Origin of the sequence: Serratia sp. JKS296 (genome assembly GCF_900215445.1) — a bacterium.
Lineage (GTDB): Bacteria > Pseudomonadota > Gammaproteobacteria > Enterobacterales > Enterobacteriaceae > Serratia > Serratia marcescens.
Map to the genome: position 1 here is coordinate 3,379,961 of NZ_OCMX01000001.1, position 23,461 is coordinate 3,403,421.

Sequence of the window (23,461 nt, forward strand, 5' to 3'; positions counted from 1 at the left end):
GTTGGACACCTCGGCTACCATTCCCGCTTTTGCATGTAAACATCGAAAAACGCGATGCAACTAACTTATTGAAGTATTGATTTTTATTTAAAATTCATGCCATAAGGAAGGCCATATCTTCAGCGCCGCACCTATTTCTTCGATGTTAAAAATGGGTTAACCGGCCGACGTTCTGCGGAGGGGGCGATGCTCACCAACCTAAGCGATATCGATCTGAAACTGCTGCGGGTGTTCGTCGCAGTGGCGGAAGCCCAGGGCGTCAGCGCCGCGCAGGAAGCGCTGCTGATGAACCAATCCACCATCAGCACCCATCTGGCCTCGTTGGAAACCCGGCTGGGTTTTCGCCTGTGTCAGCGCGGGCGCTCCGGCTTCCGGCTGACGCCCAAGGGCGAACGCATGCTGATCGCCTGCCGCTCGCTGTTCAACGCCGCCCGCGACTTCACCCGGGTCAGCCAGTCGCTGAACGGCCTGCTGACCGGCGATCTGCAAATCGGTCTGGTGGACAACCTGGTTTCGCTGCCGGGCAATCCGTTCAGCCAGGCCATCAAACACTTCCAGCGCCGACATCAGGACGTGCAATTGCAGTGCCGCATCTGTTCGCCGAACGAGATTGAGCAAGGGCTGCTGCACCGGCAGCTCGATCTGGGCATCGGCTACTTCGGCCAACAGCTGGAAGCGTTGCGTTATCAGCCGTGGCTGGAGGAGACGCAGGCGATCTATTGCAGTGAGGATCACCCGCTGTTCGCGGTGGAAGAACCGGAGCGCGAGCAGATTGAAAACGCGCGCTGGGTCAAGCGCGGCTACCTGCTGGCGCAGCAGCTGTGTCCGATCGCGCCGCCGCATCTGGCGGCGGTGGCTCACCATATGGAAAGCGTCGCCCATCTGGTGCTGAGCGGCACCTGTCTTGGCTATCTGCCCACCCACTACGCGGCGCGCTGGGTGGAACAGGGGCTGCTGCGGCAGTTGGGCGGCGCGGCGCTCTCTTACCGCGCCACGCTCAGCCTGGTCAGCCGCCCCGTCCAGCCCGACGAGGCGTTGAACGCGCTGCTGGAGGATTTGGCGCGCGCCGCACGCCCATCACCTCATCGCTGAGAGGCCAGCGCCCGATTCATAGCAAACAGTGTGCCGGTTAAAGACAGGACGAGGAACCCGATGATGGCCCAGGCGAAAGAGGCCGTCCCGCCCCTGTCGAGCACCATGCCGCCGACCGCGCCACCGGCGGCCACGGCGGTATTCCAGCCCGTCGTATACATGGACTGCGCCACGTCGGCCGCGCGGCCGGAAAGCCGTGACAATGCCGTCTGCGTGAGGGTGGCGAAACCGCCGAAAGCCACGCCCCACAATGCGACGGAGAGATAGACAATCGGGGCCGCCCGTCCCCCACTCCCCAGCAGCACGGCGGCGAAGGAAAAGATAACGATACTCGTCACCGTAAGAGATTGGACTCGCCGATCGACCAGCATCCCGGCAATGCCTAATCCGGCAATCGCGCCCAGCCCGAAGATAAACAGAACGATATCGACCCGCTCGGATAACCCCGACGGCTTGAGGAAAGGCTCCAGGTAGATATACAGAATGTTGTGGGCAACGATGAAGGTGAACACCACGAACAGCACGGCGCGGATCCCGCACTGCAAGAAGACGCCGCTCAGAGACGGGCGATGCGCCTTAGCCTGGCCGGGGAAATCCGGCACAATGGCGATGATCCACGCCACGAGCGCGAGCGCCATCAACGTCATCAGGCCAAAGGCGCCCTGCCAACCGATGGCTCGACCAAGCAACGTGCCAAGCGGTACGCCGAGCACCAACGCCAGGGTGGCGCCGGCGCCGGAGATCGCAATAGCGCGGCCGCCAAGATGAGCCGGTGACATGCGCACGGCGTAACCGGCCAGCAAAGACCAAACGATGCCGCCGAAAACGCCGGCGAAGAAACGCGTCGCCAATGAGACATGGTAATCATGCGACAGCGCCGTGACGAGGTTGACGATGGCAAAACCGCAGATCGCGCTCAACAGCAAGGGGCGGCGCCGCATGCCTTGCGTTAATGCGGTCAGCGGAATGGCGGCGACCAACGCGCCCACCGCATAGGCGGTGATGAATTGCCCCGCCAGGCTTTCAGACACGTTCAAATCGCCCGCGATCGAAGAAAGCACGCCCGCCGGCATGATCTCGGTCAGCAGCGTGATGAAAGCGGCCATCGCCAATGCCAGTAAGCCCCCCAGCGGCAACCGCTCGATGCTCCCGGCAGGCGCAGATATCGTCGTTTGATTCATCAATCACTCCCCATTCAAAGATGCTTCCGCCCATCGCGGATGACGGTTGCATCATGCTGCCCACTCGCCGATAAAAGAAAAATAGGCTAAAGTGAACAACACTCATGACTCATAAGTCATCAATAGAATGGAAGCCTATGGAAAGCTTGGGTTCTCTCGACGTTTTCGTCCGGGTCAGTGAAAGCCGCAGTTTCACGGCGGCCGGGCAACAGCTGGGGATCTCCGCCTCGGCGGTCAGCAAAACCATCGCCCGGCTGGAGGAACGGCTCAGCGTGCGCCTGTTTCACCGTTCCACCCGCACGGTCAACCTGACGCCGGAAGGGGCCTTGTTCCTGGAAAGGTGTCGGCGCATTTTGAGTGAGGTGAAAGAGGCGGAAGCCGAGCTGTTGCAAACGCGGGGAACGCCTCAGGGCAAGCTGCGCATCAGCCTCCCGTCGCTGGGCACGCTCTTCATGCCAAAACTGGGAGACTTCAAGCGCCGCTATCCTGAGATCGAGCTGGATATTGATTATTCGGATCGGCTGGTTGACGTGATTGAGGAAGGTTTCGATGCCGTTATCCGCAGCGGAACCCCGAGTGACTCACGGCTGGTTGCCCGCCGGCTGGGTACCTGCCGCAAGGTTTTCGTTGGCGCGCCGGGTTATTTCAGCAAAGCGGGTATGCCGCGCAAGCCAGAGGATCTGACAAGCCATGCCCGTTTGCATTATCGCTTTCCCAGCACCGGCAAACTGGATATCTGGCCGCTGGGGGACAAGACGGAGATGCTCCCCGAACGGCCAGCCAGCATGGTGACAAATACCCTCGATCCGCAGGTGTGCTTCGCGGAACAAGGGCTGGGCATTGCTTATTTGCCGGAGATCGCCGTGCGCAGACAGCTGGAACAGGGCAGCCTGGTGACGGTTTTGGATGAATACCACCGCGAGAACATGGTCTTTCATGTCCTCTGGCCGTCGGGCCGCCACCTGTCAGTCAAAATCAGGCTGTTCGTCGACTTTGTGACGAGCCATCTGTTCCCGCTTTAAACGACATATACCGTCTTAACTGACCGGCATGCGCGCCGGATCGGGATGCTGGTACTCGAAACCCAGCTCGTTGCAGATGCGGTTGCCGTCCACCAGTCGCTCATCCTGCTCCGCCTCGTCGGCGAACTGCGGCGGCTCCAGGTGCAACTGCTCGGCCAGCGCCGGATAAAATTCGCGTTTGGCCGGATGACGCGGCGCGCACAGGTTGTACACGTGGCCCCCCTTCGGCAGCTTCAGCAACAGTTGGATGGCGGCGATGACGTCGTCCTGGTGCACCAGATTTACCCCCTGCGAACCGCCCTTCACGTCGAGTTTTCCCGCCAGGAAGCGGCCGGGGTGACGATCGGCGCCCACCAGCCCCGCCAGGCGCAGAATGTCCACCGAGGTATTCGGCAATTCATGCAACCAACGTTCGAGCTCGGCCAACACCCGGCCCGACGGCGAGACCGGCCGCAGCGGCGACTCTTCGCGCAGCGTGCCGGCAGTTTCGCCGTACACCGAGGTGGAACTGGTGAAGATCACCCGCGGCACGCCAAAGGCCATCGCGCTGTCCACCAGCATGCGCACCGCATTGAAATAGTTTTCGCTGCCTTCGACGGTGCGGCGAGCGGGCAGTGTCACCACCAGCGCATCCACACGCAGCAGCGATTCCAGATCGTCCGGATCGCACACCAGCTCCGGCGTCAGCTCCAGTTGGTAACATTCGATGCCGCTCATGCGCGCGGCCTCGACGCCGTCCGGCGTGGTTTTGCTGCCGACCACGTCATACCCGCGCCCCATCAGCGACAGCGCCAACGGCATGCCCAGCCAACCCAAACCAATAATGGCTACCTTTTTCATCCTCTTCCTCTCCTGAAGATCGCAGCGCCCTACCCCTAAGGCTACGCCACTGCGCACGGCGATACAATCTGCCCGGCTTAAGGTCAGGTAAAGCCGTCTGTGGCTAATAACCTAACCTGTTTCAATAAATTAAATTTATGACGTTAAAAAAGGGTTGCGCGGTGGACAGCGGATAGTTTAGCTTAATTGGCATACGGTTTTTACCGGCTTTTGATTAGAGAAAAACACCATGACACGCGTTCAGTTCAACCACCATCATCACCATCACCCTGACTAGTCTTTCAGGCGATGAGTGCTGGAAGACGGTTTGTTAATCTTCCAGTGGCGCGCAGAACGCAAGAGAGAGCCCTCGGAAGATTTCTTCCGAGGGTTTTTTTTTGGCTCCGGACAGACAGAAAAGAATAGTTTTTACAATAAATTCATAAAATTACAGATTAAACAGAGGTTACCATGCTGGACAAGACACGTTTACGGATCGCAATGCAGAAGTCGGGCCGCCTGAGCGATGAATCCCAGGAACTGCTGGCGCGCTGCGGCATCAAGATCAACCTGCAGCAACAGCGTCTGATCGCCTTCGCGGAAAACATGCCGATCGATATCCTGCGCGTGCGCGACGACGATATTCCGGGCCTAGTGATGGACGGCGTGGTCGATCTCGGCATCATCGGCGAAAACGTGCTGGAAGAAGAGCTGCTCAGCCGCCGCGCCCAGGGCGAAGACCCGCGTTACTTCACCCTGCGCCGCCTCGATTTCGGCGGCTGCCGCCTGTCGCTGGCCACCCCGCTCGACGCCGAATACACCGGCCCGCAAAGCCTGCAGGACGCCCGCATCGCCACCTCTTACCCGCACCTGCTGAAGCAATACCTCGACAAGCAGGGCGTGCGCTTCAAATCTTGCCTGCTGAACGGCTCGGTGGAAGTGGCGCCGCGCGCCGGCCTGGCCGACGCCATCTGCGATCTGGTCTCTACCGGCGCCACGCTGGAGGCCAACGGCCTGCGCGAAGTGGAGGTGATCTACCGCTCCAAGGCCTGCCTGATCCAGCGCGACGGCGAAATGCCGGAAGCCAAACAGCAGCTGATCGATCGCCTGATGACCCGCATTCAGGGCGTGATCCAGGCGCGTGAATCCAAATACATCATGCTGCACGCGCCGAGCGAGAAACTGGACGAGATCGTCGCGCTGCTGCCGGGCGCCGAGCGCCCGACCATTCTGCCGCTGGCCGGCGCGCAGAACCGTGTGGCGATGCACATGGTGAGCAGCGAAACCCTGTTCTGGGAAACCATGGAAAAACTGAAAGCGCTCGGCGCCAGCTCGATTCTGGTGCTGCCGATTGAAAAGATGATGGAGTAACGCCATGTCGACCTTCAACACGCCGATCGATTGGGCGACCAGTAGCGCCGAACGCCAGACCGAGCTGCTGATGCGCCCGGCAATCGCCGCCTCCGACAGCATCACCCGCACGGTGAGCGAAATCCTCGACAACGTGAAGGCCAACGGCGATCGGGCGCTGCGCGACTACAGCGCCCGTTTCGACAAGGCGGAAGTCTCGGCGCTGCGCGTCAGCGCCGAGCAGATCGCCGCCGCCGCCGCGCGGTTGGGCGACGACATCAAACAGGCGATGGCGGTGGCCGTCGCCAACGTGGAAACCTTCCACAACGCGCAGCGACTGCCGCCGGTGGACGTCGAAACGCAACCGGGCGTGCGCTGCCAACAGGTGACCCGCCCTATCGACTCGGTGGGTCTGTATATTCCCGGCGGATCGGCGCCGCTGTTCTCCACCGTGCTGATGCTGGCGACGCCGGCGCGCATCGCCGGCTGCCGCCGGGTGGTGCTGTGCTCGCCGCCGCCGATCGCCGATGAGATCCTGTATGCGGCGCAGCTGTGCGGCGTGCAGGAAGTGTTTCAGGTCGGGGGCGCGCAGGCGATCGCCGCCCTGGCGTTCGGCACCGAGAGCGTGCCGCGCGTGGCGAAGATCTTCGGGCCGGGCAACGCCTTCGTGACCGAAGCCAAGCGGCAGGTCAGCCAGCGCCTCGACGGCGCGGCCATCGACATGCCTGCCGGCCCTTCGGAGGTGCTGGTGATCGCCGACGCCGGCGCCACCCCGGCATTCGTCGCTTCCGATCTGCTGTCGCAGGCCGAACACGGCCCGGATTCGCAGGTGATCCTGCTGACGCCGGACGCGGCGATGGCGCAGGCGGTGGCCGACGCGGTGGAAAGCCAGCTGGCCGAGCTGCCGCGTGCCGAGACCGCCCGTCAGGCGCTGGCGAGCAGCCGCCTGATCGTAGCGCGCGATCTGTCCGAGTGTGTGGCGATCAGCAACCGCTACGGCCCGGAGCACCTGATTATTCAGACCCGCAATGCGCGTGAACTGGTGGACGGCATCACCAGCGCCGGTTCGGTGTTCCTCGGCGACTGGTCGCCGGAGTCCGCCGGCGATTACGCCTCCGGCACCAACCACGTGCTGCCGACCTACGGCTACACCGCCACCTGCTCCAGCCTGGGGCTGGCCGATTTTCAGAAACGCATGACGGTGCAGGAACTGACGCCGCAGGGCTTCAGCAACCTGGCCGCCACCATCGAGACGCTGGCTGCCGCCGAACAGTTGATCGCCCACAAGAATGCCGTGACCCTGCGCGTCGCCGCCCTGAAGGAGCAAGCATGAGCATCGAAAAACTGGCGCGCGCCAACGTTCGCGAGCTGACCCCTTATCAATCGGCGCGCCGCCTCGGCGGCAAGGGCGACGTGTGGTTGAACGCCAACGAATACCCGATCGCGCCCGAGTTCCAGCTGACCGCGCAAACCTTCAACCGCTATCCGGAATGCCAGCCGGCGCAGGTGATCGAACGCTACGCCGCCTACGCCGGGGTGAAGAAAGAGCAGGTGCTGGTCAGCCGCGGCGCCGATGAAGGCATCGAGCTGCTGATCCGCGCCTTCTGCGAGCCGGGCAAAGACGCCATTCTGTTCTGCCCGCCGACCTACGGCATGTACGCCGTCAGCGCCGAAACCTTCGGCGTGGAGCGCCGCACCGTGGCCGCCAAAGAAGACTGGCAGTTGGATCTGCCGGCCATCGCGGACAGCCTGGACAACGTAAAGCTGATCTACGTCTGCAGCCCGAACAACCCAACCGGCAACCTGATCGATCCGGACGATCTACGCAGCCTGCTGGAGCTGGCCAAAGGCAAGGCGATCGTCGCGGTGGACGAAGCCTATATCGAGTTTTGCCCGCAGGCTTCGGTGGCCGGCTGGCTGAGTGACTACCCGCACCTGGCTATTCTGCGCACGCTGTCGAAGGCCTTTGCGCTGGCCGGCCTGCGCTGCGGCTTTACGCTCGCCAATGAAGATCTGATTGCCCTGCTGCTGAAGGTGATCGCGCCTTACCCGCTCTCGACGCCGGTGGCGGATATCGCCGCGCAGGCGCTGAGCGAAGAAGGTATCCGCACCATGCGCCAGCGCGTCACCGACATCGCAGCCACCCGCAGCTGGCTGCAGCAACAGTTGGAGAAATGCGCCTGCGTCGAGCAGGTTTTCGCCAGCGACAGCAATTACCTGCTGGCCCGCTTCACCGCCTCAAGTAATGTGTTTAAAAGCTTGTGGGATCAGGGCATTATCTTACGAGACCAAAACAAACAGCCCGGGTTGTCCGGCTGCCTGCGCATCACCATAGGCACCCGCGACGAATGTCAACGCGTGGTGGACGCCTTGTCCGCCCTGCCCGGCGCCAACCAGACTCGCCAGGAGCCAATGTGAGCCAAAAAATCCTCTTTATCGATCGTGACGGCACGCTGATCGCCGAGCCACCGGAAGATTTCCAGGTTGACCGCCTGGACAAGCTGGCGCTCGAGCCAGACGTGATCCCTTCCCTGTTGGCGCTGCAACAGGCGGGGTATCAGCTGGTGATGATCACCAATCAGGATGGGCTCGGCACCGCCAGTTTCCCGCAGGAAACCTTCGATCCGCCGCACAACCTGATGATGCAGATCCTCAGCTCCCAGGGCATTCAGTTCACCGATGTGCTGATCTGCCCGCACCTGCCGGCGGACAACTGCGACTGCCGCAAGCCGAAAACCGCGCTGGTGAAGGGCTACCTGGAACCCGGCGTGCTCGATACCGCACACAGCTACGTGATCGGCGATCGGCCGACCGATGTGCAGCTGGCGGAAAACATGGGCATCCAGGGGCTGCGTTACCAGCGCGGCGTGCTGGGTTGGAAAGAGATCGTGCGCCAGCTGACCCTGCGTGACCGTCACGCGCGGGTTAACCGCGTGACCAAAGAGACGCAGATCGACGTCAACGTGTGGCTGGATCGCGAAGGCGGCAGCAAGATCAAAACCGGCGTCGGCTTCTTCGACCACATGCTGGATCAGATCGCCACCCACGGCGGTTTCCGCATGGAGATCGACGTCAAAGGCGACCTGTATATCGACGATCACCACACGGTGGAAGACACCGGCCTGGCGCTGGGTGAAGCGCTGAACAAGGCATTGGGCGACAAGCGCGGCATCGCCCGCTTCGGCTTCGTGCTGCCGATGGACGAATGCCTGGCGCGCTGCGCGCTGGATATCTCCGGCCGCCCGCACCTGGAGTACAAGGCCGAGTTCAACTATCAGCGCGTCGGCGATCTCAGCACCGAAATGGTCGAGCACTTCTTCCGTTCGCTCTCTTACACCATGGGCTGCACGCTGCACCTGAAGACCAAGGGCAAAAACGACCACCACCGGGTCGAGAGCCTGTTCAAAGTGTTTGGCCGCACGCTGCGCCAGGCGATCCGCGTCGAGGGCAATACCCTGCCGAGTTCGAAAGGAGTGCTGTGATGAACGTGGTGATTTTGGATACCGGCTGCGCCAACCTGGCCTCCGTCACCTACGCGGTGCGGCGCCTGGGCTATCAGCCGGAGGTGAGCCGCGATCCGGAGATCGTGCTGCGCGCCGACAAGCTGTTCCTGCCGGGCGTCGGCACTGCGCAGGCGGCGATGGATCAGTTGCGCGAGCGCGATTTGATCGAATTGATCAGGGCCTGCACGCAGCCGGTGCTGGGCATTTGCCTCGGCATGCAGCTGCTGGCGGCCAGCAGCGAAGAGAACGGCGGCGTGACCACGCTCGGCCTCATCGATACGCCGGTGAAGCAGATGACCGACTTCGGCCTGCCGCTGCCGCACATGGGCTGGAACCAGGTGTCCGCGCAGGCGGGCCACCATCTGTTCCGCGGCATCGATGACGGCGCCTACTTCTATTTCGTACACAGCTATGCGATGCCGATATGCCCCAGCACCATCGCCCAGGCGAACTACGGCGAGCCCTTCACCGCCGCCGTGCAAAAAGACAATTTCTTCGGCGTGCAGTTTCATCCAGAACGATCTGGAGCGGCCGGCGCGCAACTGTTGAAAAACTTTCTGGAGATGTAGGCAGCATGATTATTCCGGCTTTGGATTTGATCGACGGCAACGTGGTGCGTTTGCATCAGGGCGATTACGGCCAGCAGCGCGACTACGGCAACGATCCGCTGCTGCGTCTGCAGGACTATCAACAACAGGGCGCGCAGGTGCTGCATCTGGTCGATCTGACCGGCGCCAAGGATCCGGCGGCGCGCCAGATCCCGCTGCTGCGCAAGCTGCTGGCGGGGGTTGACGTGCCGGTGCAGGTCGGCGGCGGCATCCGCAACGAGCAAGACGTCAGCGCCCTGCTGGAGGCCGGTGCCACGCGCGTGGTGATCGGCTCCACCGCGGTGAAACAACCGCAGTTGGTGCAGAGCTGGTTCGAGCGCTACGGCGCCGACGCGCTGGTGCTGGCGCTGGACGTGCGCATCGACGCACAGGGCGTAAAACGCGTGGCCATCAGCGGCTGGCAAGAAGATTCCGACGCCACGCTGGAACAGGTGGTGGAGCAGTTCCTGCCCTACGGGCTCAAGCACGTGCTGTGCACCGATATTTCGCGCGACGGCACGCTGGCCGGTTCCAACGTGGCGCTGTATCAGGCGATCAGCCGCCGTTATCCGCAGGTGGCCTTCCAGGCCTCGGGCGGCATCGGCAATCTGGACGACATCGCCCAGCTGCGCGGCAGCGGCGTTGCCGGCGTGATCGTGGGGCGCGCCCTGCTGGAAGGTAAATTTAGCGTTGAGGAGGCGATCGCATGCTGGCAAAACGGATAATCCCGTGCCTGGATGTTAAAGACGGGCAAGTGGTGAAAGGCGTGCAGTTCCGCAACCACGAAATCATCGGCGACATCGTGCCGCTGGCGCAGCGCTATGCGCAAGAAGGCGCGGACGAGCTGGTGTTTTACGATATCACCGCCTCGAGCGATGGCCGGGTGGTGGACAAAAGCTGGGTGTCGCGCGTGGCGGAGGTGATTGATATTCCGTTCTGCGTCGCCGGCGGCATTAAAAGCGCCGAGGACGCCAGCCAGATCCTGTCTTTCGGCGCCGACAAGATTTCGATCAACTCGCCGGCGCTGGCCGATCCTGAGCTGATTAGCCGCCTGGCTGAACGCTTTGGCGTGCAGTGCATCGTGGTGGGCATCGACACCTGGTTCGACAGTGAAACCGGCAAGTATCATGTCAACCAATATACCGGCGACGAGAGCCGCACCCGAATCACCCAGTGGGAAACCCTCGACTGGGTACAGGAAGTGCAGCGCCGCGGCGCCGGTGAGATCGTGCTGAACATGATGAACCAGGACGGCGTGCGCAACGGTTACGATCTGCAGCAGCTGCGCCGGGTGCGCGAGGCCTGCAAGGTGCCGCTGATCGCCTCCGGCGGCGCGGGCACCATGGCGCACTTCCTGGAAGCGTTCCGCGATGCGGACGTCGACGGTGCGCTGGCGGCATCGGTGTTCCACAAACAAATCATCAATATCGGCGAACTGAAAAGGTTCCTGGTCGAACAAGGCGTGGAGATTCGCGTGTGCTGACAGAACAACAGAGAAACCAGCTGGACTGGGAAAAAACCGACGGCCTGATGCCGGCCATCGTTCAGCACGCCGTTTCCGGCGAAGTGCTGATGCTGGGTTACATGACGCCGGAAGCGCTGGCGACCACCGAGCAAAGCGGCAACGTCACCTTCTTCTCGCGCACCAAGCAGCGCCTGTGGACCAAGGGTGAAAGCTCCGGCCACTTCCTCAAGGTGGTCAGCATCACGCCGGACTGCGATAACGACACGCTGCTGATATTGGCCACCCCGATCGGCCCGACCTGCCACCTCGGCAACAGCAGCTGCTTCCACCCGGCCGCCAGCGACTGGACGTTCCTCTATCAGTTGGAACAGCTGTTGGCGGAGCGCAAGCACGCCAGCCCGGACAGCTCGTACACCGCCAGCCTGTACGCCAGCGGCACCAAGCGCATCGCGCAGAAGGTCGGGGAGGAAGGCGTGGAAACCGCGCTGGCCGCCACGGTCAACGATCGCGAAGAGCTGACCAACGAAGCTTCGGACCTGATCTATCACCTGCTGGTGCTGCTGCAGGACCAGGATTTGGATATGAGCGCGGTGATCGGCCGGCTGCGCGAAAGGCATCAGAAAAAAGCGTGACGTTAAATCACGCGCAATAAAAAAGCCGCCGGGCGTTAACCTCGGCGGCTTTTTTTATCGCTCAACGGGCGGGATTATTCCATCCATTCGGTATGGAACACGCCTTCCTTGTCGATACGTTTATAGGTGTGCGCACCAAAGTAGTCGCGCTGCGCCTGGATCAGGTTCGCCGGCAGCACCGCAGAACGGTAGCTGTCGTAGTAGGCGATCGCGGCGGAGAAGGTTGGCGTAGGAATGCCGTTCTGCACGGCGTAAGCCACCACGTCACGCAGCGCCTGCTGGTACTCGTCGGCGATTTGCTTGAAGTATGGCGCCAGCAGCAGGTTGGCGATATCGGCGTCCGCCGCGTAAGCGTCGGTGATCTTCTGCAGGAACTGGGCGCGGATGATGCAGCCGGCGCGGAAGATCTTGGCGATTTCGCCGTAGTGCAGATCCCAGTTGTTTTCTTTAGACGCGGCTTTCAGCTGAGAGAAGCCCTGCGCGTAGGACACGATCTTGCCCAGATACAGCGCGCGACGCACTTTCTCGATGAATTCAGCTTTGTCGCCGGTGAACGGCGCCACTTTCGGGCCGGTCAGCACTTTAGACGCGGCAACGCGCTGATCTTTCAGCGAGGACAGGTAGCGCGCGAACACCGATTCGGTGATCAGCGACAGCGGTTCGCCCAGATCCAGCGAGCTCTGGCTGGTCCACTTGCCGGTGCCTTTGTTGGCAGCTTCGTCCAGGATCACATCGACCAGGTATTTACCCTCTTCGTCTTTCTTGGTGAAGATGTCTTTGGTGATGTCGATCAGGTAGCTGTTCAGTTCGCCCTTGTTCCATTCGGCGAAGGTTTCGGCCAGCTGCTCGTTGCTCAGATTCAGCGCCTGTTTCAGCAGAGAATAGGCTTCGGCAATCAGCTGCATGTCGCCGTATTCGATGCCGTTGTGCACCATCTTCACATAGTGGCCGGCACCGTCTGCGCCAATGTAGGTCACGCAAGGCTCGCCTTCCGCAACCGCAGCGATTTTCTCCAGGATCGGCGCCACCAGCTCATAAGCTTCTTTCTGGCCGCCAGGCATGATGGAAGGCCCTTTCAGCGCGCCCTCTTCACCGCCGGAAACGCCGGTACCGATGAAATTGAAGCCCTGGTCGGACAGTTCGCGGTTACGGCGGATGGTGTCCTGATAGTAGGTGTTGCCGCCGTCGATCAAGATATCGCCCTTGTCCAGGTGCGGAGTCAGCGAGGCAATGGTTTTATCCGTTGCTTCGCCCGCTTTCACCATCAGCAGGATGCGGCGCGGTTTTTCCAGCGATTCGACAAACTCTTCAACGGTGTAATACGGCGCCAGGTTTTTGCCCGGGTTCTCAGCGATCACTTCGTCAGTTTTGTCGCCAGAACGGTTGAAAATGGAAACGGTGTAACCACGGCTCTCGATGTTCAGCGCGAGGTTGCGGCCCATTACCGCCATGCCGACAACGCCGATTTGTTGCTTGGACATTTAGGAACTCCTGTCTGAGGATGACCCTGCAGGCAACGTCGGCCAGCAGGTTTTGTGATGTGGCACACATGTTAACTCAGGATTGCCTCGTGTGGGTAGTGATTGGTGCGATAGACGGTTGACAAAGAATGCTGCTAAAACAGTCAAGCACAGCGACTGAAGTCACTAAAAAAATGCAGGAAGATTGCGTGTTAAAGGTGAAGGTTTATTGATGACGAGCACGGATCCTGTACAATCTCGCAGTTAAATCACAGTTGGGGTCAAAAGTGCGCGTACTTTCCTGCATTTTCTCTATTATTTTCATCGTGTTCTCAATGTTGGGAACGATTAAGATTTATATTGGCGGCAATTTTAATTGGCTCATCCAGTTGATGTTGCTGTCCGCTGCGGCTGCCAGCTCATTGATGGCCTCACCTCTTTCGCCGGCGCAAACGGTTCGCGCACGACTGCGCAACCTGCGCAACTACAAGCCCATGATGATAGGCTGGCTGCTGTTTATGGCAGGCATAGCTATAGCGGCGGTGATGAATCACGGCACAGGGCTGTATACGTTGGCGAAATACGTCGCTTTCATGTTTGCACTTCTCTGCCTGTTGCTAATTTCCCCGCTCTCATCCGCTTTGCTTGAAAAAGCGCTTAGCATCACACTCGTCATTTCATTGGTGCCGCTGATACTTTTGGCGCTCTTCCGCCAACTTGACGCGATGGTGATTTTAGGCGATGGACGCATGGGGTGGCTCGCCAGTTGGCCCGGTGTCATTTGGAAAATCGGCGCCTTTGTATGGCCTTTTGCTGTTTGGCGCTGCTTAAAAAAAACCAATTTTATCAATGTGCTGTTAGCATTCGGCGCAGTGCTGGTCATGGCGCTTGACGGTAGCCGTACCTCTATGCTGTGGCTGGCGTTAGTATGGGGAGCCTTGGCAATCATTGCCTTCTTTGCTCGCGTGCAAACCCAGCCTGTGCGCGGTCATTTTAGCCTGATAGTCGTGACCTTGCTGTCGTTCTCACTTATTCAGCCCGTACTCTTGGGCTGGGTTTCAGGAGATTATGACAAACTGCTTGTTCAATTGATGGAGAAGCGCACGAGCAATCATGCCGATACGGCCAACCTCAGTATTAGTCATACTCTCGAAGAAACTTTGGCCGCGCCAAAAGAAACGACGGCAGACCGTTTGGTCAAAGGCGACAACAGTATACGTTTGCAAATGCTGCACACCGGGTGGCAGCAAACCGTAGATAAATTCCCTTGGGGAGGCGGTTTTGGCAGCACTCGGGTCGATGATTTTGGCGCCGACAGCGTGATTCACATGACCTATCTTCAGTTATTGGCTGATGAGGGCGTTTTATCGTTCATCGGCTACCTGATGTTTATTTTGACTCCTCTCTATTACGGTCTGAAATTCGTCTTCGAAAAGCGGGAGCTTTTTGTCGAACGCTTCGAGTCTATGTTGAGTCCCTTATCGGTGCTGGCTCTGTTCTTGTTCATGGGATGTTTCCACCCCCTCAGCAATGAGTTAACCGAATGGGCCATCGTTTTAACCGCAATTTCTATTGTGATATGCCATGTCCCGCGTCGCGACTAATACCTTTTGGTTAATGCTGGCACAAATAGGCGGGTTGTTCATTCCGCTTATCGAATTGCCCGTACTGGCTCGCGCTCTAGGCCAACAAAACTACGGGCAAGTGCTTTATGCGCTAGGCATCGCTCTGACAGCCTCGGTATTTGTTGAATTCGGCTTCAATTTCAGCGCCGCGCGTGCCGTTGTCAAGATCAGAGAAAACAAGCAACAGCTGGCTCAGTTGGTAAGCAATGTGTTGTTTGCCAAACTGCTGCTCAGTATGGCCGTTGGTGTCGCCGTAGCCGTCCTGATCCTGACAGGCTCCGGTGCCACGACGATCCCTCATCATTGGTTCGTGTGGATATCGCTATTCATTCTGGCGTTCGGTTTTACACCGCTATGGTACTACGTCGGGATCGAAAAACTGGTTTTGCCGGCATTGCTGGATTTAGGCTTACGCAGCACGGGGCTTTTATTTACCATTTTGCTGGTGTCCTCACCACAACACGCTCAACGTGTACTCATGATTCAAGCCACTGTGGGCATCATTAACACCCTACTTCCAACCTTGCTGATGATGCGCTCCACTGGTTTAGGTCGCATCAGCTTTCGCGGTGCCGTTACCGTTCTGCGTGAAAGCTGGGAACTCTTTTTATACAAAGGGGCTCAAAGCATCATGGGGTCGATCGCGTCTACACTACTGGGATTATTGGGCGGAGCTCGTACGGTTGGCGCCTTTGTGCCCGCCGAAAAACTGGTTCGAGCTGCGAGCGGTTTAGCAGCCCCCGTTCTGAATGCTGCGTTTCCCCATCTGGTCAGACTGCAATCCGACTCGACGCATACCGCAAAACGGGTTGTTACCCTCGCGCTGGGAGCGTTGTTCACCGTAACGATCGCCTTCGCTCTGCTGACCGTTTGGCTAGCCGGTTGGCTGGTGAATACCATCTTCGGCCCCGGCTATCAGGATGCCATTGAGCTATTAAGCATTTTGGTATGGGTTGTCCCTTTACGCATTTGCAGCATGGCGTTGGCCATATTGTGGTTTATACCTGGCGGTAAAGAGCAAGTTGCCAGCCGGGTCATGATGATCAATATAGCGATAATCTGCCTGCTTGCCTTCCTCCTGGTTCCCACATTAGGCGGATTAGGCATGACTATCGCCTTCTTGGTTGCAGAGATAACCATGTTTTCCTTATTGCTTTTTTTATTCTGTCGAAAACCGTCAGGTGTCGCGCCACAAACACCTACACTTGCCCGATTGCGGCACCGACAGTAACAGGATAGTCATGAGTCATTGCTTTATTCTCGATTGTGAAGGAAGCCAGTTTGAGTAACTTTGCCCTAAGCGTGGTTATAACTACCTATAACCGCCCAGATCTGCTCGCGCGCGCAGTGGATTCCGTTGTGACCGAAAGGAATAGGCACAACAAGATACAAATCATAGTGGTTGACGACGCGTCCACGACAGCGCAGCCGGAACTTGCTATAGACGACCTGATCTTTCATCGCATGCCCGTCAACGGCGGCCCTGGTCCCGCTCGCATGCAAGGCTTAGCGTTGGCTAGCTCCCCCTGGGTCTTGATGCTTGACGATGACGATACGCTCGAACCAGGTACGGCTGAGTATTTGGCCGCACGTCTACCCGACCCTGAAACGTCGATGTATCCGGTGTATCAATTTGCCGTCAGCAAGAAAAATCAGAAAGAAGAATTTCGTCTGATCACTTTCGATGACTACGTGAACAAAACCATTACCGGCGATTTCACGCCCGTTTTTGATCGTGAACAATTTTTAGGCACCGGCTTACGCTATCCTGAAAATCGCGCCGGTGGCGAACACCTGCTGTGGTGGAAAGTTGCGGAGAAATTCGGTATTCCTTCGTATGATCGGCCGTTGGTGCGGGTTTCCAACGATGCCACAGTGCGCTTGACGCATTTTTCATCGCAAATCAGCAAGGCCGCCTACCACCAGCAACTGGCTGAAATGGCGCTGGCCGATTTCGGCGAGCGGCTGCAGCGCGATCATCCCGAGGAGTTTCGCCGGATACGTTTGGCGCATATTACCTATAGCTTGCTTAACCGACAGTGTGCGACGGCACGCCAATCGTTAAAAAATGCTCCGCTCGGCGACAAGTTAAAAATGGCTTTATGGACGATCAGTTGGTTACCGCATTCTCTGATCAAGAAGTTATTCATTTCTTATCGTCAGCGCCAAGGGTAAAACAGCGATGCGTATAGACTACGTGATCACCGGTCTTGAGATCGGCGGCGCCGAATATCAAGTTGTCACGCTGCTCGAGAAATTGGCCGAGCGCGGCCATCAAGTGCGCCTGATCTCATTGATTCCACCGACATCTGCAGTATTTGTCGATCGATTGGCCACCGCCGGCGTCCCACTCCACGATCTGGGCATGCGTTCAGGTAAAGACTTGCCGCTCGCACTGCTCCGCTTGCGCAAGGAACTGTTGCGCAATCGGCCGGATGTCGTACACAGCCATATGGTGCACGCGAACCTGTTGGCTCGCCTGGTGCGGTTGTTCACGCCTTCTTTGAAATTAGTTTGCACGGCGCACAACACTCATGAAGGCGGAAAAATTCGCGATTGGGCATATCGCCTGACCAACCCGCTCAGCCAGTTGAACACAACGATCAGCGAAGCGGCCACACGCCGGTTTATTGGCGAACGCGTTTTCAAGGCACGCAATACTCGTACCATTCCCAATGGAATTGATACTGCCAAGTTCAGCCCAGGGAAAGAACACAGCGCCTCTTTAGAGCGCCCTTTCCGCTGGTTGGCCGTCGGGCGTCTGGTCGAACAGAAAGATTACCCGACGCTGATTGCGGCCTTTGGCAAACTCTCAGACAGCCAACTACTGATCGCCGGCCAAGGCCCATTGTTTGAAGCTTTACAACGACAGGTTGAGCAGGCTGGATTGGAAAAACGCATTGAATTTCTTGGCGTTCGTAATGATATTGAGCAACTGTATCGCCAGGTCGATGGTTTTGTCTTGTCATCGGAATGGGAAGGATATGGCTTGGTCGTCGCTGAAGCGATGGCTTCTGAACTTCCTGTCGTCGTCACCAATAGCGGCGGCCCTGGAGAAATCATCGGCAATACGGGCGAGAATGGTTTGCTGGTTCCGATCAAAGACCCTGAAGCGCTCGCCAACGCCATGGCTTCGATAGAAAGGATGTCCTTGCAAGATAGGCGACATTTAGGTCAGCATGCTCGACGTCGTGTCAAAGAAAAATACGCTTTAGATGAAATAGTTACACAGTGGGAATGTATTTATACAGAGCTAAAAAACAATAATTAATGGCTTTGGCGGTATATTGATAAGGTTTTTATGAAAATAGCACTAATAGGTACAGCAGCAAATTGTGTGGTTGGCTTTAGAGCCGATCTGATAAAGTCATTGCACCAGCAGGGGCATACGGTTTACGCCCTGGCTCTGGATTATGATGACAACACCCGCATGCAGGTTACAAATCTGGGAGCGATACCGGTTGACTATAAATTCAGCCGGACAGGCCTCAATCCGCTAAAAGATTTCCTGGATACCTATGCGCTTAGCAAACAGTTAAAGCGTTTAGCTCCCGACCTGGTTTTTTCCTATTTTTCTAAACCCAGCATCTTTGGCACTTTGGCGGCAGTCATGGCGGGCGTTAAAAAACGTTACGCGATGCTGGAAGGCTTGGGCTACCTATTTACTGAACAGCCGCAAGGTGTGAGCAGGAAAGTAAGGCTTTTAAAAAAGATTCAGGTCATGCTCTACCGTTGTATCTTCCCAAGCCTTGATGCGCTCATTCTTCTGAATCCTGACGATCGTCATGATCTGCTGGTTAACTGCAAAATCAACGTCAAGCAGGCACATGTCTTAGGCGGTATCGGTTTGAATCTGGCTGACTATCCTTTCACGCCCCCTCCGACGTCCCCCGTTTCCTTCATCTTTATCGCCCGTTTGTTGGCCGAAAAAGGGGTTCACGAATACGTCGCCGCCGCAAAAATAGTTAAAGCTAAATACCCAGAAACTCGCTTCTATATGTTAGGCGCGATAGATACGCAAAACCCAGGTAGCTTAACAGTAAAATGCCTGAATAATTTAATTGAAGACGATATCATCATCGCCCCAGGCCATGTTTCAAACGTGGCGGAATGGATTGCGAAGTCCAGCGTTTTCGTTTTACCTTCCTACTATCGCGAAGGGATCCCGCGTAGTACTCAGGAAGCGATGGCCATGGGACGTGCCGTTTTAAGCACGGATGTGCCGGGTTGTCGGGAAACAGTAGTTCAAGGCGTTAACGGTTATTTAGTCAAACGCTGGTCACATGCTGAGCTAGCGGAAAAGATGTGCGAATTGATCGAAAACCCACAAAAGATAACGGATATGGGACTTGCCAGTTATCAATTGGCCCAAGAAAGATTTGACGCAGACAAAGTCAATAATCGCCTATTGGAATTGCTGGAGATTCCTCAAACTCGGTGATGTCAAGCCAAACCTGAATGATGCCGGTCGGCATCATTCAGGTCGTGATACCGAAGACAATCAGTCACGGTACCCTTTAGGGTTTTTCTTCTGCCAGTTCCAGGTATCGCGCATCATGTCATCGATACCCCGACTCACTTTCCACCCCAGCTCCTGATAAGCCAGATCGGCGTTCGCCCAGAAGGCAGGCAGATCGCCTTCGCGACGCGGTAATATTTGGTAAGGGATCGTGACCCCCGACGCTTTTTCGAATGCCTGCACCATCGCCAGTACCGAGTGCCCTACACCAGCCCCAAGGTTATAGGCCTTAAATCCGCGGAGCTTCGGCAGATGATCCATCGCTTTCAGGTGGCCTTCGGCCAGATCCATGACATGGATGTAGTCGCGCTCTCCCGTCCCATCGGTCGTCGGATAATCCCCGCCGAAAATACCCAGCTTTTCCAGTTTGCCGATGGCCACCTGCGAGATGTAGGGCAACAGGTTATTGGGAATACCGTTAGGATCCTCACCGATCAACCCCGACTCATGGGCGCCTACCGGATTAAAGTAGCGCAAGGCAATAATCGAAAATTGCGGCTCAGCCTTGGCGACATCTTGCAGGATCTGCTCCACCATCAGCTTCGACGTGCCATAAGGGCTTGTCGTGCCGCCGATCGGTGTCGTCTCGACATAAGGCACCGGTGAATGGGCACCATAAACGGTAGCGGACGAACTAAAGATAAACGCATACACGCCGGCGCGACGCATAGCCTCCAGTAACACCAACGTTCCAGTGACATTATTCTGGTAGTATTCCAGCGGCTTACGCGTAGATTCCCCTACTGCCTTAAGACCGGCGAAGTGGATCACGCCGGTAATCGAGTGCGCTTCAAAGATGCGATGCAAGCATTCCGCATCCTGAACATCACCTTGGTAAAACACGGCGGCTTTTCCCGTCAGTTTCTCTACGCGGTGTAAAGACTCCGCTGACGAGTTCGACAGATTATCCAATACCACCACCTCTTCACCGCGCTCCAACAGCATCAAAACTGTATGTGAACCGATGTAGCCGGCTCCGCCAGTAACTAAAACCGCCATACAAACCCCTCACTCGCGCCCAACGCGCTCAAGAAAAACAGCCGTCTAAAGCCATAGGCTTATTTTAAATAAAACGTAGAATCACGCATCCTTTTCGATCATCAAAGGTTTACGGCTCATCGACCGTAAAGCACCATAAACGGCAACGGTCGCTCTCTCTCGTCGCGTCATGACTCTGGCACCTGAGAGCCGTTCAGGCCGAACTCAGCCATCACTGCGTGCTGAAAAACACGGATTAAAACCGCTGGCACGCCGCGCTCTCTGCGTTATCACACAGCTTAACTGCGCCGGAGGCAGCGATTGAATACAACCGGTTGATACAGTGCCATCGCCCCTCTGGCAAACGAACGAAAATCAGGCCTGCGGCCACCGACCGATAACATAACGCAACAAAACAAAAAGAGCAGCTTAACGCTGCTCCCTTTCAGATAAATACTCGCCTCATCGCAAAACCGGACTAGCGACTGCGGGCAAAATACTGCGCGACCCGCATAACATCTTTTTCATCCAACGTACCGGAATCGCTCAGCAAGGTGATCCATGATTTGATGTAGGCGTACTTGGCGGAAGCCAGATCGCGCTGGGCGCTATAGAGCTGCTGTTCGGCGTTGAGCACATCGACGTTGACGCGTTGCCCGGCCAGTACGCTCTGCCGAGTCGCCGTCACCTGTGTCGTAGCCGATTGTACCGCCAACTCATAGGCCGCCACCTTGGCGCGGCTGCTGATGCACAAATTGTATTGCTTGCGCAGATCGTTGAGCGTGGTGCCCGTCTGTGCATCCATTTCATACATCGCCTGGCCATAGCGCGCCGCCGCCTGCCGGGTCGACGCCGAAACGCCGCCGCCGGAATAAATAGGCATGCTGACCTGCACGCCGATGCTGTCGGTACGGTATTTCTGGTTAACCGTATTATCGCTGCTGGAGTCGTTTTCCGAATGCGAAGCATACAGCTGAACCTGAGGCATAAAGCCCGCACGATTCCTTTCGACATCATACTTGGCGGCGTCCACGCCATGACGCGACGCAGCCAACACCGGGTTGTTCTCCAGCGCGATCTTTTGCCACTCTTCGAACTTGGACGGGATCAGCGGCGCCACCTTAAACTTGCCCGGACGCAAAACCTGCAATTCATCCAGTTGGTTCAGCGGCATGCCGATAATCACTTCCAATTCGCGCTGGGCGGCGTCCAGCGCATCGCGCGCTTCGATTACCTGCGCTTCGGCCAGGCTGTAGCGCGCCTGGGTTTCCGATACGTCGGTAATGGTGCCTTCACCGGCGCTCATCAGGCGATCGTTCAAGGTCAACTGTTCCTTGTAAGCCGCCTTTTGCGCTTCGGCCAACGCGATTTGATCCTTGGAATAGGCCACTTCGACATAGGCGTTAATCACCCTAACCGCAAGATCCAGCAATTTGCCGCGATAGCGCTCGTCCGACATCATCGTCTGCGCCACGCCGGCTTTGTAGCGCGCGTACGCTTCATAGTCGAACAGCGGCTGCGTCAGCGTGATCGAACTGGAATAACTGCGATATTGCTGCCGCCGGGTGACCTCCGAAACATTGCCGAAAAAGTCGCTCTGCGGATATTTTTGCGTCTGCCAATTGCGCGGTGAATTCTGATAGTTCAACGACACCTTCGGCAGCAGCCCCGCCCTACCGATGTTTTCGTTCTCATCTCCCGCTTCTTTCTCTTTTATAGCCGCCCGGAAGGTCGGGTCCTTTTCTAATGCCAGCGAATATGCGTCTAAAATCCCTATCGAATAAACCGGCGCAGATATCGCAAACAAAAGGGTGCCGATAACCAGACCGGCAGCCTGTCGTTTTGATTGAATCAAAATTATTCCTCGGTTAATGAAGTATGAGCGCGATCCAAAATAGGTTTAAACAGATAGCTCAGCAGCGAGCGCGAGCCCGTTTTCACGAACACCTCGACCGGCATCCCCGGCTTGATGTCCTCGCCACTGAGCATCTTCATGCCCTCCGGCGAGACCGTGACCTGCATCTGGTAGTAAGGTTCTCCATTGGATTTGTCGACCAGGCGGTCGGCGGAAACCAACGTGACCGTCCCCGGAATTTTCGGGGTTTTGTTTTGGTTGAAGGCGGTAAACATCAGATCCACCGGCAACCCGTTGTACACCTTGTCGATCAAATCGACTTTCAGGCGAGAATCCACCACCAGCGTCGCCTGGCTGGGCACAACGTCCATCAGGTGGTCACCCGCTCCCACGACGCCCCCCTGAGTGAAAATATTCAATCCGACCACGGTGCCATCCACCGGTGAGATGATGGCGGTATTGCCCAGATCGAAGTCGGCCATTTGCAGTTTGTTGCGGAACTCGCTGGCGTCCATTTGGGTTTGCGCCAGTTGCGTCCTGACCTCGCGCTGATAGTCGGCGAAGCGTTGATCGATGCGCTGCTGAGATTCCTGCAGCTGTTTTTGCAATTGACCAATCCGCCCGATGGTTTCATCGATGCTGCTGTTCACCTCAGCGAACTGGCGCTGGACTTCCAGATAACGATTGCGCGGCAAATAACCGTCCGCCGCCAGTTGCTTCATGCTGTTCATCTGCTCACGCAGGCTGGAAAGTTGGATCTGCTTGTTGGCGCGCGAATCCTGCAGGCCTTTCAACTGGAAGCGGATCCCATCCATCGACTGCTTATAACCGTCAATTTCACTTTGCAGCCCCTGGCGGCGAGAGGCGAACAGCTGCGTTTGCAACGCGATGATTTCGGCCACGCGCGGCTGATCCTTAACCTGGGTGAAAACAGGGGAAAAAGTGACCTTGCTCAGACCATCGCGTTCAGCCAGTAAACGCCCTTCGGTGGCCAGCGTGGTGTAGTACTGATCGCGCAGCGAATCAACCTGAGCCTGCGCCTGCACCTGGCTCAATTGCACCAGAACCTCACCGGCTTTCACCTTGTCGCCGTCTTTCACCGCGATATTCTTGATGATGCCGCTGGCCGGGGCCTGCACCGTTTTGCGGTTGCCGGAAACGGTTACCGATCCCGGTGATGCCACCCCTTTATCCAGAGGCGCGAACGCTGCCCAGGCCAAAAATCCGAACAGACCAATTCCCACTACCAGCCAGCCCATCCGGGTAAACCGCCGTTCATCCTGCGGGATCTCTTCAATATACGAGTCTTGCGGCTCGCCAATATGCGTCGACATACCAACTCCTTTACACTGCGGACGGCAATGAAGCCATCA

22 protein-coding genes and 1 other annotated feature are annotated in these 23,461 nt (G+C 57.6%); of the genes, 16 read left to right on the top strand and 6 right to left on the bottom strand.

Features of this window, described 5'->3' with window-relative positions; translation table 11 throughout:
• The first annotated feature begins 186 nt into the window (after positions 1-186).
• The gene (locus CRO23_RS16185; protein WP_016928398.1) at positions 187-1,092 is read left to right on the top strand and encodes a LysR family transcriptional regulator; all 906 of its coding nucleotides are present in this window, start codon (positions 187-189) and stop codon (positions 1,090-1,092) included.
• Here CRO23_RS16185 and CRO23_RS16190 read toward each other — a convergent pair.
• A complete protein-coding gene (locus tag CRO23_RS16190; protein WP_028127964.1) occupies positions 1,083-2,273 on the bottom strand; it encodes an MFS transporter in 1,191 nt (396 codons plus the stop codon). The two genes, CRO23_RS16185 and CRO23_RS16190, sit on opposite strands and share 10 nt — an antisense overlap.
• A gap of 137 nt (positions 2,274-2,410) precedes the next feature.
• On the opposite strand from CRO23_RS16190, the gene CRO23_RS16195 reads away from it, so the two are divergent.
• Positions 2,411-3,295, top strand: a complete 885-nt coding sequence (locus tag CRO23_RS16195) for a LysR family transcriptional regulator (RefSeq protein WP_016928400.1) — start codon at positions 2,411-2,413, stop codon at positions 3,293-3,295.
• A gap of 15 nt (positions 3,296-3,310) precedes the next feature.
• On the opposite strand, the gene CRO23_RS16200 is transcribed toward CRO23_RS16195, so the two are convergent.
• On the bottom strand, positions 3,311-4,135 hold the full coding sequence (locus CRO23_RS16200) for an SDR family oxidoreductase (protein WP_016928401.1): 825 nt from the start codon (positions 4,133-4,135) through the stop codon (positions 3,311-3,313).
• 229 nt (positions 4,136-4,364) lie between these two features.
• On the opposite strand from CRO23_RS16200, the gene hisL reads away from it, so the two are divergent.
• The 9 genes from hisL (at position 4,365) to hisIE (ending at position 11,651) form a co-directional block, all read left to right on the top strand.
• The gene (gene hisL, locus CRO23_RS24790) at positions 4,365-4,412 is read left to right on the top strand and encodes a his operon leader peptide (protein WP_100396937.1); all 48 of its coding nucleotides are present in this window, start codon (positions 4,365-4,367) and stop codon (positions 4,410-4,412) included.
• Positions 4,388-4,514, top strand: a sequence feature (His leader region). (Overlaps the previous gene by 25 nt.)
• Positions 4,515-4,585: 71 nt before the next feature.
• A complete protein-coding gene (hisG, locus tag CRO23_RS16205) occupies positions 4,586-5,485 on the top strand; it encodes an ATP phosphoribosyltransferase (protein WP_004938793.1) in 900 nt (299 codons plus the stop codon).
• Between the two features lie 4 nt (positions 5,486-5,489).
• Positions 5,490-6,797, top strand: a complete 1,308-nt coding sequence (gene hisD, locus CRO23_RS16210) for a histidinol dehydrogenase (protein ID WP_033640853.1) — start codon at positions 5,490-5,492, stop codon at positions 6,795-6,797.
• Positions 6,794-7,882: a histidinol-phosphate transaminase gene (gene hisC / locus CRO23_RS16215; protein WP_033640854.1), complete on the top strand. Its 1,089-nt coding sequence runs from the start codon at positions 6,794-6,796 to the stop codon at positions 7,880-7,882. The genes hisD and hisC overlap by 4 nt, the downstream gene beginning before the upstream one ends.
• The gene (gene hisB / locus CRO23_RS16220; RefSeq protein WP_016928404.1) at positions 7,879-8,946 is read left to right on the top strand and encodes a bifunctional histidinol-phosphatase/imidazoleglycerol-phosphate dehydratase HisB; all 1,068 of its coding nucleotides are present in this window, start codon (positions 7,879-7,881) and stop codon (positions 8,944-8,946) included. The genes hisC and hisB overlap by 4 nt, the downstream gene beginning before the upstream one ends.
• On the top strand, positions 8,946-9,536 hold the full coding sequence (hisH, locus tag CRO23_RS16225; protein WP_004938803.1) for an imidazole glycerol phosphate synthase subunit HisH: 591 nt from the start codon (positions 8,946-8,948) through the stop codon (positions 9,534-9,536). Before hisB ends, hisH begins: the two co-directional genes overlap by 1 nt.
• Positions 9,537-9,541: 5 nt before the next feature.
• Positions 9,542-10,279: a 1-(5-phosphoribosyl)-5-[(5-phosphoribosylamino)methylideneamino]imidazole-4-carboxamide isomerase gene (hisA, locus tag CRO23_RS16230; protein WP_016928405.1), complete on the top strand. Its 738-nt coding sequence runs from the start codon at positions 9,542-9,544 to the stop codon at positions 10,277-10,279.
• Complete coding sequence (gene hisF / locus CRO23_RS16235; protein ID WP_016928406.1) at positions 10,261-11,037, top strand: imidazole glycerol phosphate synthase subunit HisF; 777 nt, start codon at positions 10,261-10,263, stop codon at positions 11,035-11,037. Before hisA ends, hisF begins: the two co-directional genes overlap by 19 nt.
• Positions 11,031-11,651: a bifunctional phosphoribosyl-AMP cyclohydrolase/phosphoribosyl-ATP diphosphatase HisIE gene (gene hisIE, locus CRO23_RS16240; RefSeq protein ID WP_049299812.1), complete on the top strand. Its 621-nt coding sequence runs from the start codon at positions 11,031-11,033 to the stop codon at positions 11,649-11,651. Before hisF ends, hisIE begins: the two co-directional genes overlap by 7 nt.
• 74 nt (positions 11,652-11,725) lie before the next feature.
• Here the strand turns inward: hisIE and gndA are convergent, their stop codons facing one another.
• Entirely contained in the window at positions 11,726-13,132 is a 1,407-nt protein-coding gene (gene gndA / locus CRO23_RS16245) for an NADP-dependent phosphogluconate dehydrogenase (protein ID WP_004938815.1), read from the bottom strand.
• A 266-nt stretch (positions 13,133-13,398) separates the two neighbouring features.
• Here gndA and CRO23_RS16250 point away from each other — a divergent pair, with 266 nt between their 5' ends.
• The 5 genes from CRO23_RS16250 to CRO23_RS16270 are packed head-to-tail and all read left to right on the top strand — an operon-like array spanning position 13,399 to position 19,177.
• Positions 13,399-14,715: a hypothetical protein gene (locus tag CRO23_RS16250; RefSeq protein WP_228988419.1), complete on the top strand. Its 1,317-nt coding sequence runs from the start codon at positions 13,399-13,401 to the stop codon at positions 14,713-14,715.
• The gene (locus CRO23_RS16255; protein ID WP_016928410.1) at positions 14,696-15,967 is read left to right on the top strand and encodes an oligosaccharide flippase family protein; all 1,272 of its coding nucleotides are present in this window, start codon (positions 14,696-14,698) and stop codon (positions 15,965-15,967) included. Before CRO23_RS16250 ends, CRO23_RS16255 begins: the two co-directional genes overlap by 20 nt.
• A 50-nt stretch (positions 15,968-16,017) precedes the next feature.
• Positions 16,018-16,911 (top strand): glycosyltransferase family 2 protein, encoded by an 894-nt coding sequence (locus CRO23_RS16260; RefSeq protein ID WP_157783257.1) that lies wholly within the window; start codon positions 16,018-16,020, stop codon positions 16,909-16,911.
• A 7-nt stretch (positions 16,912-16,918) separates the two neighbouring features.
• The gene (locus CRO23_RS16265) at positions 16,919-18,007 is read left to right on the top strand and encodes a glycosyltransferase (RefSeq protein WP_016928412.1); all 1,089 of its coding nucleotides are present in this window, start codon (positions 16,919-16,921) and stop codon (positions 18,005-18,007) included.
• A gap of 30 nt (positions 18,008-18,037) precedes the next feature.
• The gene (locus tag CRO23_RS16270; protein WP_028127962.1) at positions 18,038-19,177 is read left to right on the top strand and encodes a glycosyltransferase family 4 protein; all 1,140 of its coding nucleotides are present in this window, start codon (positions 18,038-18,040) and stop codon (positions 19,175-19,177) included.
• A gap of 60 nt (positions 19,178-19,237) precedes the next feature.
• Here CRO23_RS16270 and galE read toward each other — a convergent pair whose 3' ends face one another.
• From galE to CRO23_RS16285, 3 genes are all read right to left on the bottom strand, one after another.
• Positions 19,238-20,254, bottom strand: coding sequence for a UDP-glucose 4-epimerase GalE (gene galE / locus CRO23_RS16275; protein WP_028127961.1), 1,017 nt, complete (start codon positions 20,252-20,254; stop codon positions 19,238-19,240).
• 457 nt (positions 20,255-20,711) lie between these two features.
• Positions 20,712-22,088, bottom strand: coding sequence for a TolC family outer membrane protein (locus CRO23_RS16280; RefSeq protein ID WP_016928415.1), 1,377 nt, complete (start codon positions 22,086-22,088; stop codon positions 20,712-20,714).
• A gap of 2 nt (positions 22,089-22,090) precedes the next feature.
• On the bottom strand, positions 22,091-23,422 hold the full coding sequence (locus tag CRO23_RS16285; RefSeq protein ID WP_016928416.1) for an HlyD family type I secretion periplasmic adaptor subunit: 1,332 nt from the start codon (positions 23,420-23,422) through the stop codon (positions 22,091-22,093).
• Positions 23,423-23,461 lie beyond the last annotated feature (39 nt).